The sequence below is a fragment of the Pseudomonas viciae genome (genome assembly GCF_004786035.1).
Taxonomy (GTDB): Bacteria; Pseudomonadota; Gammaproteobacteria; order Pseudomonadales; family Pseudomonadaceae; genus Aquipseudomonas; species Aquipseudomonas viciae.
This window is the reverse complement of sequence record NZ_CP035088.1, coordinates 876,260-892,093: the sequence shown is the minus strand read 5'-3', so window position 1 is coordinate 892,093 and position 15,834 is coordinate 876,260. Positions and strand designations below refer to the sequence as shown.

Sequence of the window (15,834 nt, the reverse complement as noted above, 5' to 3'; positions counted from 1 at the left end):
TAACAGGCATCACTCAATGGAATAGGCAGTGGAAGACCTAGCAACGAAGATTCTCCCTCTGGTGCAGATGCTGATACCGGGCTTCATCACGACGATGATTTTTTACTGGCTGGCAGACGTAAAAAAACCAGGTCAGTTCGAGCGGACGGTTCAGGCTCTGATTGGTACCGGCATCATCACCATTATCGTATCGGGAATCTCAAAAGCCCTCCTGTGGATGGGTGATCATTGGTTGGTGATTGGGTTATGGACCACCGATGTAGAGGCTACGTGGGGGATTGCGCTCGCGGTATGCCTGGGCCTAGGTTTGTCATACGCATCCAATCATGACTATCTATACGGAATCGCAAGGAAGCTCGGATTCACGTCGCGGGCCTCGTATCCAGAATGGGTATTTGCGTTCCGCAAGGGGTCAGATCACTAATGTGTGCACCCACGCAGCCACGTTAGTTACTCCGTTCCTCCGTCCATGGCCCGACGGCCATAACAGCACCAATCGAAAAGAGCACCGGCACTGCTACTAGGGACAGGATGCCCACAATGCCAGTGGCCACTATGTAACCGAGTACTTCTCTCACGCCGAACTCAACGGCCATACCCCAGGTGTGCAAGATCAGGGTGACTGTGGAGCTGGCGCATGAAATCGATCCAAACAGCATCATGAGCCCCACAGCACTCAGCGCTAGTTTCCCTCTCTCATCCACTTTTTTGTTCCCTGTAGTAGTCATGCCCACTCGGCACGTAGGTATCGAATCATAGCGGACGAACTATATCGAGCCAAAAACATGCGGCGAAATTCCACCAGGGTGTTGGGCCCATACCGCTGCTAGCATGATGAGGCTGAGCTCATAAGATCAAGGAGGAACTATCGAGAGGTGGGTTGATGGGCTGGCTCCACGGTGTGGCAACGGCGTAGGGGATGACAGTGTCGATATACTGTTCTCTGATCGGAAGCTCCATGTTGCGTATCAACGCTCCAATGTTTACTAGCATCCAGACATCCCATTGATCAGCTTCACCAGTCAGTGGGGGGCTTCTGGCACACGCTGCCCAGATGGCCAAAGGCTTTCATCTAGAAATCGAGCGACTATTGGAGTGCAGAATGGATCTTCCAAATTTGAACTGGGGTTCCGTCGCTGACTGGGCGTCAGCAGCCGGATCGGTGCTCGCATCGGGCGTCGCGCTGTACTTAGCCGCTGATGCGAACCGGCTGAAAGCCTCAGTGGACTGCTCCGTTAAAGACATGGTGGACGGCACCACAGTCACCAGAGTCGTCTCCATTATGGTGACGAATACTGGAGGGCGTCAGTTCAAGGTGTCTGGCATCTGGATGAGGTATGGGCTTCCGTTCAAACGGAACTGGGGCTTCATCAAGATGGATAGGCCAACATCGTTCGCCGACAGACTATTCCTGCCACTCAACGATGGCGACCAAACTCATTTCGGGTTCCCGATCGAGGGAGAGCAAAACTGGGTTTTCACGATTCGCGAAGAAATGCGCAATGCGCTGGACGTAGCAACCTTCCGGATTGCCATTCGCTTCACAAACGGGCAGTCACGTGTCGTCAAGCCAGATCGGTCATTCAGGAGGATGCTCAAAGACTCGATTAAGGGGAGGAAGGCGAAGGCGGTCGGACCTGCTATCTCTGAAGCCAAATAAGCTGCTCGCAACAGGCCGATTTCGACCCGAAGCGGGCCTTTGACCGGAAGTTCACCGATGAGCATCCAGCAAAGCAGGTACAGGCTCCGGCTTGACGAGATACTTGTAGGCTGAGAGCTTGCGAGCTAACAAACAATGGAAGGGACGCCCATGTCGCTTAAAGACCTCGAAGCCAAGAAGCGGCACCATTACATCTGGGCAAAGTACCTGACCCGATGGGGCAACGGGACGAAGAATGTTTTCTATACCACGAAGACAGGGAAAATTGCTCTCGACAGCGTACGAGCCATAGCTGCTGACGACAACTTTTACAAGGCTACAACACTTACCAACATACATGTCGAAGTAATCAAAAGCTTCTCCCAACAAAGCCCCGAACGTCTTCAACAACAGCACATGTCGTACCTAAATGACTTCCTGATGATGCAGCACGCAGAGACGATCTACCGTAGGTCTGGCTCCGAGACCCCGGAAGTCGAGCGTCATCTCCATGCAATGAAGTGTAATTTGCTCGAAAATCTACACGCGTCCCACGAAAAAGCGGCGCTCCCAGTGTTGGCTGCGCTGGCCGATGAGCAACTCGATGTATTGCAGGATCAACAAAATATGGGCGAGTTCATGGCGTTTTTCGGTCACCAGATATCCCGCACGAAGACCTTCCGAGATGGTGCGATTCAAGTTCTATCTCGGCGCACTGCCCTTGAGATTGAAGTGACCGACGCGATCGCGCATGCATGGTGGTTTCTGAGTTACATGTTCGGGATGAATCTTGGATTAAGCCTGTACGCAGATCGCAAATAACGCTAGACACGCATTATTGATAAATGACACCAAGTCGAGGTTCATCACTTCCGATCAACCTGTTGTCAATGTGCACCCCAGTGTATCAGAGACTGAATTCGCTGCACCTAAGCATGCTGACTTCTATTACCCAATCTCACCCCGGATAGCCTACATCATTTGCGATTCTAAGCGGTTCACTCCAGGCAAGAATGAGGTTGATGAAGCTACTGTCTTGGAGCTCAATTCCAAAGTGGCTGCCCAAGCCATGGTGCATATCATCGGAGATACCGAGAGCGCGATTCGGCCCTTCAAAGCGCAGATCGGGCGGCGACACCATAAAAAATTGGCGACCGAGGGACTGATTGACTAAGCCGAACTACCACAGTGTGCTTCGGTGTCATCGCCTTGAGGATCTGCTTTTGGTCGATCTCGACAGGTCAGGACAACGAAACATGACGGTCAAACCCAATGCAACGACTGCTCAAGTCAGTGCGATCTCTTACGTAGTTGGAGTAGTTCAAGGAGCTGGAATGAATCGGGAAGCAATCGAAAACATACTGACGTTGAAGAATTCAATGCAGGCAGCAATCGACTCAGGAGAAATCAAGAGCCGCGAGCAATTGATGGAAGTTGCAGCCTGCCATGGTTTGATCGGCACGAGGAACGGCATCGACTACGCGGGTTTCAAGTGTGAAAACGGAAAGCGGCTGCGGGTCCGTTTCAATTTCAATGATCTCCCACCAAAAGAACACAGAGCTAAGGGACCCAGACCTCGCAAGGTAACAACAGGGTTCTGGATTTACGCTCTGACCGCCCATAGCGATGATGGCGAACGCAAAGCATGTTATGTGGGGCAGGCTGCCGATCTGCGCAAGCGGTTTCGCGATCACCTTCATCGGCAACGGGAGGGACGCGGTTCTTTTGCCTTGTTCCAGTGGGCGGCGCGCGAACAAGTTGACGTAAAAGCAGTAGTGCTCACTTGGGCTGCAGGTACTCAGAGCAACGCCACTTACTTTGAAGGCTATTGGCTTCAGCGGGCGCTCGCCGCCAGCTTTGACGCTCCCGATGTGCAGAATTGGGGGAACCTACCTAAGCCAACGAGCTTACCTGGCCAGCCAACATACTGGCCAGCAGTAGCGGCGCAAGCCAACTCCATATCTCTTATTGAAGTAGTCATGCAAAAGATTATCCCTAAGCCCCTATACCTCGAAGCCGAATCTTTAGAACCGCTTCAGATCTTATCCCCAACGTGAGCCTACCATTTGAATCGCCGCGGGTTTCGTAGACACATTTAAGAGGCTGCTTCGGCCGTTTTTTGCCTTTTGGCAAACGTCAGATACAGATCGACTGCTGCTCGTTGCAATGGATCGTAATCGCCCCATTGCGGTGCTAATTATCAGCCACTTCAGACCTCCGACAGAAAGCTCTCGGTCGACCCAGATACCAACGTCGCCGACCTGCTCGCCCATGTCTGCGAGCCGCTGGCATTGGCTAATATCATGCATTGGACCTGGTAGATCAGTTGGAGGGCATCAATCGCATACCCTGCCGGGTATTGCGCAGGTCATCATGCTGTGCGAGTTGGCGCTGAACCGCGCGCTGGACCAACTGGACCCGACATAGTCGATACGGCTCGGTAACGAGCGACATACAGTGCCACTCACATGGCGTGCATGGACGATGTAGTTCCCTCCTCCGCTTTTCACACCAGCTTCCTGCGCAGGCGTGGCATGGGGACCATGCCGCACCTGCGCAGGAAGCCGACAAGGCCGAAGGCCACGTCAGTACCACAAGCCATGGATAAATATGCACCTGCCGTAGAGCCCATCTCTGCACGGATGCACACAAGTCATGAGCCGGGCCGTCACTGCAATCCGCAGTGACGGCCCAGCCGACGCCCCAACATCACGGGCAAATCCTGAACCCTAAAGAGTGCGGCATACATGATGATGCCCCCATACACTGGCCCAGCAAAAACCTAAGACGACAGGTTCGAACGTCGTCATCCCAACAGCGCAAGACTCCTGCAAGCGCTGATCCAGCAGGATGGAGTTAGCCAGGTAAGCAAGGCTCCAAAAGCATACCGACCCATACCCGATGGGGCGGAGCCACTTTTGTTCTATCGGATTTATTCCATGATGTTCCGCTACTGCATCGTCCTAGGCAGCGGTCCTTTATGCAACGCCGACTGCTCCCATTTAACTATCCCACCATTTCCTTGGAGTACTCATCGACGCTAAAAACTCGTTCATCCCGCTCCATCTCCGTATGACCTTCCAGCAGGAAGAAAGACGGACGTCTCAACCGAGACACCGGTGTTTCCTGAACACCATGCCCCTGCCCTTTGGGGATCTCGCCTAGCGAGTTGGCACCAACACTTACCAATGATTTTCAGGACAGAACAGCAACACAAATCAAAGCCCGTGAGCGTAGATGGGATATGGACGATTTGACCTACACCCTGCGACAACTTTGCCGACGCAATCGCGATGGCAGTCACAACACTCAGGCCGACCGTATCCGCTCACTGGGGCTGATCGCCCGCCAACTGCGCGAGTCTGGTTTCCGGCAGATGAAAGCGCCCTCGCTCAAGGGCAAACACGTACTGGCACTGCTGGATCGCTGGCAAGGCGAAGGCCTGTCACCTGGCACCATCAAAAATCGGCTTGCGCACCTTCGATGGTGGGCTGAAAAAATCGGCAAGGCTGGCATTCTCCCCACGGACAACACGCAACTGGGAGTGGCCGACCGGCGCTTCGTCACTAACGTCAGCAAAGCCCAGGAACTGGGAACAGGCCTTGGCAAGATCACCGACGCTCATGTGCACATGAGCCTCCAGCTTCAGTCGGCATTTGGACTGCGCCGTGAGGAAGCGATCAAGTTTCAGCCCAAGTATGCGGATCAAGGAGATCACATTCTCCTCAAGGGCTCATGGACGAAGGGTGGACGTGATCGCTCTGTGCCGGTCACCACTTCGCTACAGCGCGAGGTATTGAACGCGGCGCATCGTCTAGCGGGAACCGGCTCATTAATCCCGGCTCAGAAAACGTATATCCAGCAGAGAAACACTTACGACGGTCAGTGCAAGGCAGCAGGCCTGAGCCACATGCATGGGCTACGTCATCATTATGCACAAAGCCGTTACGTAGCTTTGACAGGGCGGAAGGCACCGGCGGCAGGAGGAATCTCTTCCAGGGAATTGAGCCCAATGCAGCGTTCTCAAGACCGTGTCGCTCGACAAATTATCAGCCGTGAACTTGGGCATGAGAGAACACAAATTACTGCGACATACCTTGGACGATAATCAGGGGGCTCGAACTCAATGAGTCGTGAAAGTCTGCTTCTCCATACATTCGGGGGCTAAAGCTCCAGGTACTCGTGATGCCTAGGCTTCAACGAATGTTGCCCCGAACGATCGAGCGGCCATTTCCATGACAGTCGCCATTCTCAGAGCTGGACTCTGGCGGTCTTGCTCCGCACCTCGTTAGCGCCTCGACCTAACCAAGCGTATTTCCTGCAAATACGGAGATGCGTAGTAACGCATTTAATCTTTCTGCGCTTGCCGGATGCGTGTCCTATGGGCACGAGACATTGAATGCCTGCTCGGCGAGCATTCCCGGCTTCGGTCATCTGGTCAGCCATGCAAACGTGGATGACTGAGGGACTTCTCTGACGTGGCAAGAAGCCGCTCGCTGTCTCTAGGGATTAATCCAGCTCACTCGCCCGCGCTTTGCCCGCTGACAAGTCTATATCGGCGCTTCGAAGCTAAGCACTCCTCCATCACTCATGAGTGCTGCCCATATCGTTGCCAAGCGAATACCTCCTCTTCTTCTCGACAGGAGCAATTATGTTCTCGCTGTTCCATCGCAAGCTTCGGCGTGCACTCGGCCCTACCGCTGCAGCCAGCCCAACATCACCCGCCGGTCTGACCACTCCCCAATCTGCAAAATCACTCTTGGCCGCTCCCCACAAACAAAAATTGCTGGAGCAGATCTGGCAGTGCACCGCCGTATCCCGCCCTCAATTCGATAAACTTTATCTCGACCCAATTAGACGATACGCCGAACTGGTCCAATTTCTGCCAGCCTCCGAAAGCCAGCACCATGCATATTCCGGTGGGATGTTGGACCATGGCCTGGAAGTAATTACGTACGCTCTCAAAATGCGCCCATCACGATTACTGCCCTCAGGAGCTCAACCAGAAGTTCAGATAGCTCAAGCGGAAGCGTGGAATGCCGCACTGGTATACGCCAGCCTGGGAGAAAACCTTGGCAAGATTGCGATTGATGTCCAAGTCGAATATTCGGATGGCTGCGCCTGGCACCCATGGCACGGACCGCTGACTCGACCTTACCAATTTCGATACCGGAAGGACCGCGAGCATCGACTGCGCGGGACCGCATCCTGCCTGATGATCCAGCAGCTATTAAGCAGGGAAATCCTAGACTGGCTTTCCGCCTTTCCTGAACTGTGGGCCTCTCTAATATTCCACTGGTCTGGCCATAGCGAACATACTGGCGAACTCGGCGCCCTCATTACTCAAGCCAATCAAGCTTCAGTAGCCAAAGCTATGGGAAGTGGCCCAATTAACGCGATGTCTGCCGCAAAACATGCACTGCGACACAAACTCCTCGACAGCCTTCGCTACCTGCTCGCCTCAGAGCTAAAGCTCAACCAGCCCGAAGCCTCGGATGGCTGGCTCACGCGAGAGGCTCTATGGCTGGTCAGCAAAAACGTATCAGACAAGCTTCATCACCACCTCCTCTCTCAGGGTGTTGATGGAGTGCCAGAACAAGAGATCGCTGTACTCGATGTACTGCTGGAGTACGGTATTGCCCTGCCCACGGCCGATGGGGAAGCCATCTGGAAAGTGACTGTCACGAGCGAGAGGGGTTGGTTGCAAAACTTCACTGTCCTGAAACTATTACCGGCATTGATCTGGAACGGTAGAGCGCGTCCAGTTGCTTTCACGGGCAAGGTGACAGTTGATCTACTTGAGGGCCCGTCTGCGGCACCGTTTACCAGCGATGACCCCGCGCGGGCGACCACTGCAACTGAGACCAATAAGCCAGCGACCATAACCATACAACCAGATCCATCACTGTCAGATACAGTATCACCCGACTCTCTCGACCCATTGAGGAATCAATTCGGCGCGCCTTCCAAGTGGCCTGAAGACTCCGAGTCCGCACCTATCACCGAATGTGCCCCTTCAGCAGAAGAACCGTCCGTACCAGACAAGTATGCGAAGCCAAGCGGCGAACACTTCATGGAGTGGCTGATCGAAGGCGTGCGTACTCAGGAGATCATCATGAATGACGATCAAGCGCTGGTGCACTCCGTCGAAGACACACTCTTCTTGGTCACTCCTGGAATCTTCCAACGCTACGCGAAAGCATTTCCCCATTTCGCCTGCATCTCGAAAAGACAGGGCCAGTCTGACTGGGAATGGGTTCAAAGGCGCTTTGGGAAAATGAAACTGCACCGTATACAAGCGAACGGTCGCTGCATCTGGACATGTGAGCTCAGCGGCGCGCGTAGAACACGTTTCTTGCACGGCTATTTCTTGAAAAAGCACTATGGCTTGATAAGCGATTCGTCCTCCAACAACCCGAATTTGAAGTTGGTGACGCCAGGCAGTGAGAAGCCTCACACAACATTAGGAAACACTCGATAACCGCTTTTCGGATTGACAGCAAACGCCCCCCAGGGGCATTTTTGCTATGCATCTGGCTGATTCGTTCAGCACCAGCCGCCAGGATCTTCAAGACGGCGCTGCGGTTCTCCGCAGGATCCATCATATGACCGCATAGCTTCCGGCAGCGCGGACAGTCGACTTGAATGTCGATGGAAGCATGACTTTCCCACCCACGACGGGCCTTTCCCGTCGTGGGGAAGGCCTTTTTTTGTTTTAGGAGGCCTTAATGAAAATGGAACTGGCGATGTATCAGGCACTGCGCGCAATCGACGTGCCTGAGCTCAAAGCCGAAGCTGTTATCCAAGCATTGGAATCTGACATGCTCACACTACTCGCGACGAAAAGTGATCTCACAAGTCTTGACCAGCGGTTAACTGCTGAAATCGGCAAGGCGACCGCTGAGATTGCTAATACTAATCATCGGCTGACTGTAGAGATCGCTAAATCCGATCTCAAGTTGTCCATTCGTATGGCTTCCATGCTCGCCGTGACGATTGGCATTTTGATCGGGGCGATGAAAGTCTTCTTATAGTTTTCTTAGCGATTACTGAAACCACGAAAATCACCTGTCCTTCGACAGGTGATTTTTTTCGCGGTTCTTGGCAAAGGGCAAGACAGCGAGCTCGACTCTCCCACAGCGGACATCACCCAGCAAATTTTCCGCCCACCCTTTCTTTCCCTTGATTGGACGCCGCCTTTTTTATGCACGTCCCATCTCTTCTGCATCCGCATCCCATGCGTTATCTACCAATTCTTTAAGAACTTCTCCTGCCGTTGAGTAATTTGGGTAATTGCACGGACCTGCCCACCCATTTGCATTCGACCTGACCAGTCATTTGCATCGGACTTGACCAGCAGACATGACCGGTAGAGAACGGCCAACGGCGGACTTTCGAATGAGTCTTGAAAATTAGGGACGTTTCACTTTCTACCGCCCAAGCCGCGCTTTTACAAACTCATTGGTTTGAAGAACCAGCTTGGAAACGTGACGTTCAAACTGCTGTATCGCGTATCGCATCTCTTTTTTGCCCCAACGCTGCTCTAGCTCCATTTGGCGTTGCCGCGCCTCAGGAGATCCAAGGATCGATCTCGCGTCTATGAGTAATATCTCTCCTTCTGTGGGCTGCTCTCTGGTACTCATCGCTACTTGGGAGCTGTGAGTGCCAACCACGCTAAATCCCACGCTCTCGTAAAAGCGCACATTCGAGACTGAGCACGTCAACTCGGCGTGAGGATAACGATCAAGCATTGTAGCTAGCAGCGATTTCCCAATCCCACGCCGTTGATAAGAACTCTTCACGGCCATGTAGCACACCCCACACGCATTGGGCTGTTTCATCACCGGGAGGTAGAGAAGAAATCCAACTACTTCGTCTAGCTTTACTTCATCGAAAGCCAAGAGCAGTTCAACGGGAGCACTCGTGTGTCCTATTCGCCTGATGTATGAATCGACTTCACGTACGAGCGCCCATTGGTACAAGCTGTAGAAAGCGTTACTGATTGGAATAGCATCAAGCCTGAGATCCGTGCAGAAAGATGCTACCAGGTTCAAAACTTGATCAATTGATGACTTATCTGGACCGGCTTGGTGATACAAAACGATGGACATTTTATTCCTTTGATTTTTTGGACGCGGCTTGAGAGGAAGTGAGGATAGTAGGGCTGTCCTCGACGCATTGAGCCAGTCGCTCAAGTCCTACTCGACTGAAAGGAGGCTCTACCCCCGGAAAAACCTCTGTCAGCCCGCACTGCACGTCTGTCGTCGTCGGGAGCTCCCGATACATAGGCCTAGATTTAAACCTATTACAATGAGCAGAAATTCTGGAGTTGGTTTCGTCAACAGCATACGTATCGCCTAACAACTTTCTTAGTGTTTTACGGAAAAAGCGAACTCTAGGCGTATCATGAACGGTGATTCTACGCAGGTTGACTCGAAGTCAGAGAGTGAGCAGTCGATAGCTTAGATAAAGGCGCTGCGCCGAGCGCCTTTATTGTGAATTGGTTTTATGATGCGATGCGAATACCCGTTGCTCCGTAACGGCGGATGAGGTCTTGATCGACCTCTGCCACGAAGCGATCGGGACGTACGTCGAGCAATGTCGAAGTCAGCTGCTGTATGGCTTCAACATTCTTGGCTCGGAGCGTTTGGGTTTTAACCAGCTGGACTGTCAACACCAGGTTCGATGGTTCAAGGAAATCGACAATCAATTTTTGCTGATTTCCAAATTCTCGTTCGATCACTGCAATAGCTCCAAGCTCTCGAAATATTGACTCAGTTGCGTCCAGTTCAGCCTTGGATAGACGTTTCTTGGTAGGAATTGCTTCGACTCGATGTAGAAAGGCGTAAAGCTTTTCCTGATAGTTTTGAGCGTCCAAATCCAGCCAAAGGCCTAGCCCTTTAATGAGTCCACAAATGTGTGGATACCACCGGCGTTCAATTGCGTCCCTGCCTTTTGCCTTTTCGTCTTTCTTGGTGATCTGGTATTCCCACGTTACCTGAAGGGAGTTGCGACGCCAGCGCTCCACCAGATTATCGAAAACCGGCACGGGGAACGCCTCTCGGATTCGGAAAATTTGCGCCTCTAGGTGGCGTAACTGCTTGAGAGCGCTTTTAACGCGCGTTAACAGTTCCGTTCTTTCCTTAAGCCTTTCGCTTATTTTATGGGCACGGATAGAAATACGCTCTGCGGTATTCAGCTCTCGAAGTGCATTCTTGACCTGGTCGTCATCAAGACCTAGATGATTGAATGCGCAGCAATTGCCAATCAATACTTGCTGCCCTCCTTTGCACTCCACAGCGTAGCCATGAGAGTGCTCTTGCCCGCACCGACTACCTTTCTTGAGAAACTGGCACTGCGCTTCCGATTTGATCAGATGATAGGAGCGTAAAGGATGGCTGTAGGTCTCTTTGGACAACAGGCAATCGAAATCAATAGCGAAAAGACTTTTGATTTCCTCTAGATACCTAATTTCGCAAGTGGCTGTAAGAGGTGACGACATGGGCTACTCCACAATTCATGGGCGAGGCTTGACCATCGATTAATGATGGTATCGTCACATCAGTGGCTATGCAACCAGCCTGTCCAAACGTACAGCATAAGTACCCTCAGATTTCGTAATCACGTCGTACTGAACGCTTCAGCCGACTCCTGCCCTTCGCGAGAGGCAATAATCGGCCAAAAGCCGACGGGAAAATGTGTCTAAAGATCCCGGGCCAATTTACCCGTTTGATCTCGTCCGGCCAGCCAGGGACACAAGGAGAAGGCAATTGAGCAAAAAGAAGATCAAAAAGTCGAATCGAGTGCCGGCCAAAAAACCATACCTATCGATCGTAATGCAGGAGGCGATGGCCGAACGACGGAAAATATTTGACCAGGCTTTCCAAATCTCTTGTGGCCGGGTGCGCGAGGTTCTCACACGGTTCCATCCGGGGGATGCTCTGATGGCCGTGAATATCTCTGACCTCTGGCAGCCGAATCGTGCGAGCCAAGTCAAGCACCTACTTGCTTTTAGCTTGTTGGTATCTACGCCGGAAAATAGTTTCTCGCCAGCCCGCATGACCACTTATGAGGAGTTCTCAGAGTTTTGTGCCGCGATGATTGAAGCTTTGCCGGACGTTCCCATGCTGGAGGATTACGTGCCGGAGGAGGACTGGGGGGAAGTGAAGGTTCTCCTCGGGGAGGAGCCGGTTGCCATCCTGCACGGAGGCCCCGTGCAGCGCGTCGTCGACCATATTGAAGCATTCCGCATCTGCCATGGGAATGGTACCCAGGCCGAAGCGCGGCGTCAAAACCTGATGAGGAGGGTTGCGCCAGAGGTCGAAACCATCGGGCAGCCAGTTCAGTTCCTGGACGCTGAGGATAATCGCCTCGTCCGTAGTATCGGGCGACGTTTTGAAGCGCTCGGATTCCAGGCGCTTGAGCCAAAGGCAGAAGCTGTTGCACTCCCAGTACAAGATCTTCACGCGGTTGCGGGACTTGTTGAGGAAAACGAAAAGCACCGGATCGAACACGGCCACTTTTATATCCAGCTCGCCCAACGCGGCGAGGCCATCGATGGACTTTCGAAGTCCACCGGCTTGGGGTAGAGGTACACTGTTTCGACTTTGGCATCGGGTCGCATCATGGCGGGGCTGGCTCCAAAAAGAGATCGGGAGCGCAGCATCGGGGATCAAGTGTGGGCTTGGAATGTGGGGATCATGGATCACTTACCCCGTTTCTCAGGGACTAGAAGCGTACATTATAGTTCTGGCAAGGGCCTTTCTTTCCTGCTTTAAGAGGCGCCTTTCTCTCTTCTTTGATTTTGTGGAACTACTTTTCTTTTTACTCAATTTTGGTTTATCCGCCGGCGGGCACGCTTGATTAAGAAACGTACGAATCGCCTTCCTATAATTAAATAGCATCTCAAAGCCGACGGTGATTTCCTCTCCAACCTCAGGTAAGGGCTCAATAAACTCAGAAATTATAGCCAGGGATTTTTTGTTCCAGCGCCCGTTCGCGTGACACAAAGAGTTTCTTACAGCAATGAGTTCAAGGCACCCCTGCTCTGACCACTTATATTCTTTCTTAATTAGAGTTGCTAGCTTTTCAACTTTGGATTGCGGCATATCGCCCGCTTTAAGTCCAAGCTTGGTTAAGGCATCTCCCATCATCTCGTCAAAAATCACGGCCAGATCTTGAATAAGCATCTTGATTAACTGGCTAGAAATTTCCCCAAAATACTCACCCGGATCTAATCTGAACTCTAGTTTTTTGTTCCTGGTTTTTGAGGGCAATAGCGTAGAGGGGTACGAACAGGCTGGTGAAATCCATCCGTTCGCATCGCGGAATCTTTCATCCAGAGACCCCAGCTCACCAAAATCCACTTCTTTCGCCATGTGCAATGAATGCACCACTGCGTACAGGGTCCGAGTCCATACGTTGACACGATTCCAATCCATTGATTCAGGCTCTCAGGTTGATATGTTTCAAAGAAAATTCAATATGCTATAGAGAGCGAGCAATAGCCATAGACGATAAGAGCCGGCTTCTGGCCGAAAGGAGCGATTCTCGAAGGTCAGCTATCGGCCGATTCTGTTGAAAAAGTCGGATTTTCAGCTCGCCTGAACTCAGGCACGGCACCACCAGAGAACCTACTCACCACATTGAGTGGTTTTTCGGCCCTTCGTTGACCTTTGCTGCTCGGTTATTGGGTTAGTTTGAGGTTTTTGCTTGGTGCAGGCGCACCTATCCCGTGACCGGTGGCCCTTGCGGTAAAAATTTGGCCAGCCGGCGCAGGTTCTGCACCGCGGCGGCCAGCGTGAACTCATCGTTGGCGCGACTCATGCCACGTAGTCGCAAGCGATCCAATTTCAAGATGCGCTTGAGGTGGGCAAACAACATTTCGACCTTTTTACGTTCGTGGCGAGAGCGCACGTATTGCGCCGTCGCTGCGATGCAGCCGAGCCACATCTCGCGCCGCTTCATGGACGCTGCGAGCGATTTTGCGAAACGCAGTGTTCGGGCAGCACTGGGCTTTCATCGGGCAGTTCGCGCAGTCGGTTTGTCGGGATCGGAAGATGATGGTGTTGGCTTTGGTAACATGCGAACGCTCATTCTTGAAGGCTCGCCATTCACTGTGCAATGCATTGCCGGCCGGGCAGCAGTATTCCTCAGCCTCTTCATTCCAGTGGAAATCGTTGCTCGAAAAACTGTCGTTCTTGCGCTCGGTTTTGTCCCACACCGGCACGTGCGCTTCGACGCGGTCGATCATGGTCTTGGTGCTCTCGACCTCAGCTGTCCGATAAGCCGGTGTGGGTTCCACATCGACGATGGCGCCGTGCTCGGTATCGATCAGTTCGTGGAATAGTACGCCGGGCCACCTGGAGCTGCGGTCCAGCGGGCTTGAGGATCCGTCAGCGATAGGCGCTTCGGTAGCATTTCGGCCAGAGCCTCCTCATCGAGTGCCTCAAGGTACTCACGCACGGCGCGGCTGCTCAGGGACGGATCGCTCCAGTTGACTGGCTCATCACCCGGTACGCCGTGCTGCCGACTCGCATCCGCTTTGATGATGCTGGCGTCCACGGCAAGGCCTTCGCCTTTGACCAGGCCAGCGTCCATGCAGCGACGCAGCACTTCATTGAACAACCAGCGAAACAAATCGCTGTCCCGAAAACGACCGTGTCGATTCTTGGAGAAGGTTGAGTTATTAGGGACTTATCTTCAAGGCTCAACCGGCAGAACCAGCGATAAGCCAGATTCAAATGGGCCTCTTCGCACAGTCGCCGCTCAGAGCGGATGCCATAGCAGTAGCCGACCGATCAGCATGCGGATCATCAGTTCAGGATCAATCGATGGACGCCCAATCGGGCTGTAGAAGTCGGCGAGGTAATGGCGTAGATCGCTCAGATCGAGGCACTGATCAATGCTGCGCAGCAGGTGATTGGTTGGGATGTGATCTTCTAGATTGAACGAGTAAAACAGCCGTTCCTGCCCACTTGATAACTGTCCCATCATGCTGCGTGCTTCCCTGCTGGCCGGTGCGAAGATTTTGCCGCAGGCCAGACAGAGGAGCTACTTTTTCAACAGAATCGGCCAGAAGCAGCCATTCCAGAACGGCATACACAGCAAATAGCCATCACTATGAACGCCCTCACTTGCAAAAAAATGTAAGACGTGGCAAACCTATGGCGAAACTCCCGTACCCCCTCCACGTTAATATGCCGCTCACATGGCCGCGCTGAATCAGGCAGGGTCACTCGTCTCAGGTAGGATCGTTGTTGTATTCGTACGGTTACTGACATAATGCCGTGCAAGATTTGAATTCTTCATGTTCTTATTTTGCAACTTGATTCTAATGTTGTCCCACTCGAAAAAAATCAGCACGATCTCTTCCGGGCTGTCTTGAGCAGATGAATAACGATTAGCGTGCACCATCTTTGTGGGTGACGCGCACAGGTCGCTATAATTTTTGAGTATTTCTTCAAGCGAGGCGCGAGCAGCATCAACTGATATTTGAATTTTATCGCGAACCTTATCGTGTATTCGAGAAATACAGCCGACGTAAACCCGTATTGCGGTTGTTAGTTCTATCTTATCAGGCATTCTATTAATTACAGCTTTCTTAAAATCTGGATTTCCACCAAGCAGTTTTTTATCGGTGAAGACTAGAGTGCGATTTTCCCATAGACGCCCCCCATCGCTTACCGGATAATTCCTATTATCTAAAGTTACTTGGCTAACGCATAGGCCGGCGTGCTGAAGATGGTTTCTCAAGGCTTCGAGGAAAGCATATTCAAAGTATGCGTCGTATTCGCCATGTGTGAGCCCCTCAAAAAAAGACTCCACTTCAGTTTTATCTTCGGCTGGCAAGCACCTTTTTAAATGTCTCGGCATATGATCCATGTACATACGCGTCGAAGTTAAAATATTTGTGATCCGTCTATTAAATTTTGTGATTTCATCAAACATGTCAGTATAGTCAGCTGAGAACCGCAACTGATGAGCTAGAGCGCAGTTCAAAAGGTCTTGCTCATATTCTAAATAATTGCAAGTGATAAGCTCGTATTTTTCTTCGACAGCTAAAGCGGCATTTAACGCCGCATTGCATTGCTTAATGCTCTCAAACTCCTCCTTCGATATATCGGTTTCAGGAGCACGACCAAGAACATTAATCGTTAAGCAATATCTATCTTGGCTAAGCATCATGCATCCTC

13 protein-coding genes and 1 pseudogene are annotated in these 15,834 nt (G+C 52.1%); 8 read left to right on the top strand and 6 right to left on the bottom strand.

Annotated features, from left to right (window positions below; all coding sequences use genetic code 11):
- Positions 1-28: 28 nt before the first annotated feature.
- From EPZ47_RS03885 to EPZ47_RS03855, 8 genes are all read left to right on the top strand, one after another.
- Complete coding sequence (locus tag EPZ47_RS03885; RefSeq protein WP_238346713.1) at positions 29-424, top strand: DUF6338 family protein; 396 nt, start codon at positions 29-31, stop codon at positions 422-424.
- Positions 425-1,102: 678 nt separating this feature from the next.
- Complete coding sequence (locus tag EPZ47_RS03880; RefSeq protein WP_135843613.1) at positions 1,103-1,660, top strand: hypothetical protein; 558 nt, start codon at positions 1,103-1,105, stop codon at positions 1,658-1,660.
- A 150-nt stretch (positions 1,661-1,810) separates the two neighbouring features.
- Positions 1,811-2,461 (top strand): DUF4238 domain-containing protein, encoded by a 651-nt coding sequence (locus EPZ47_RS30330; RefSeq protein ID WP_238346712.1) that lies wholly within the window; start codon positions 1,811-1,813, stop codon positions 2,459-2,461.
- Positions 2,462-2,477: 16 nt separating this feature from the next.
- Positions 2,478-2,813 carry a DUF4238 domain-containing protein gene (locus tag EPZ47_RS30325; protein ID WP_238346711.1) on the top strand — a complete coding sequence of 112 codons (336 nt, stop codon included), beginning with the start codon at positions 2,478-2,480 and terminating at the stop codon, positions 2,811-2,813.
- Between the two features lie 82 nt (positions 2,814-2,895).
- On the top strand, positions 2,896-3,696 hold the full coding sequence (locus EPZ47_RS03870) for a GIY-YIG nuclease family protein (RefSeq protein ID WP_238346710.1): 801 nt from the start codon (positions 2,896-2,898) through the stop codon (positions 3,694-3,696).
- A 1,187-nt stretch (positions 3,697-4,883) separates the two neighbouring features.
- Positions 4,884-5,747, top strand: a complete 864-nt coding sequence (locus EPZ47_RS03865) for an integrase domain-containing protein (protein ID WP_135843612.1) — start codon at positions 4,884-4,886, stop codon at positions 5,745-5,747.
- Between the two features lie 543 nt (positions 5,748-6,290).
- A complete protein-coding gene (gene mobH / locus EPZ47_RS03860; RefSeq protein WP_135843611.1) occupies positions 6,291-8,120 on the top strand; it encodes a MobH family relaxase in 1,830 nt (609 codons plus the stop codon).
- 247 nt (positions 8,121-8,367) lie between these two features.
- A complete protein-coding gene (locus EPZ47_RS03855) occupies positions 8,368-8,673 on the top strand; it encodes a hypothetical protein (protein WP_092474948.1) in 306 nt (101 codons plus the stop codon).
- Positions 8,674-9,069: 396 nt separating this feature from the next.
- Here EPZ47_RS03855 and EPZ47_RS03850 read toward each other — a convergent pair whose 3' ends face one another.
- From EPZ47_RS03850 to EPZ47_RS03825, 6 genes and pseudogenes are all read right to left on the bottom strand, one after another.
- Complete coding sequence (locus tag EPZ47_RS03850) at positions 9,070-9,750, bottom strand: GNAT family N-acetyltransferase (RefSeq protein ID WP_135843610.1); 681 nt, start codon at positions 9,748-9,750, stop codon at positions 9,070-9,072.
- 395 nt (positions 9,751-10,145) lie between these two features.
- Positions 10,146-11,141, bottom strand: a complete 996-nt coding sequence (locus EPZ47_RS03845; RefSeq protein WP_135843609.1) for a hypothetical protein — start codon at positions 11,139-11,141, stop codon at positions 10,146-10,148.
- Positions 11,142-11,718: 577 nt separating this feature from the next.
- Complete coding sequence (gene tnpB / locus EPZ47_RS30320) at positions 11,719-12,153, bottom strand: IS66 family insertion sequence element accessory protein TnpB (protein ID WP_238346743.1); 435 nt, start codon at positions 12,151-12,153, stop codon at positions 11,719-11,721.
- A 207-nt stretch (positions 12,154-12,360) separates the two neighbouring features.
- Positions 12,361-13,017: a hypothetical protein gene (locus EPZ47_RS03835; protein ID WP_135843608.1), complete on the bottom strand. Its 657-nt coding sequence runs from the start codon at positions 13,015-13,017 to the stop codon at positions 12,361-12,363.
- A gap of 349 nt (positions 13,018-13,366) precedes the next feature.
- A pseudogene (locus EPZ47_RS03830) lies at positions 13,367-14,635 on the bottom strand (transposase).
- A gap of 228 nt (positions 14,636-14,863) precedes the next feature.
- Complete coding sequence (locus EPZ47_RS03825; RefSeq protein WP_135843607.1) at positions 14,864-15,826, bottom strand: hypothetical protein; 963 nt, start codon at positions 15,824-15,826, stop codon at positions 14,864-14,866.
- Between the last annotated feature and the right edge of the window lie 8 nt (positions 15,827-15,834).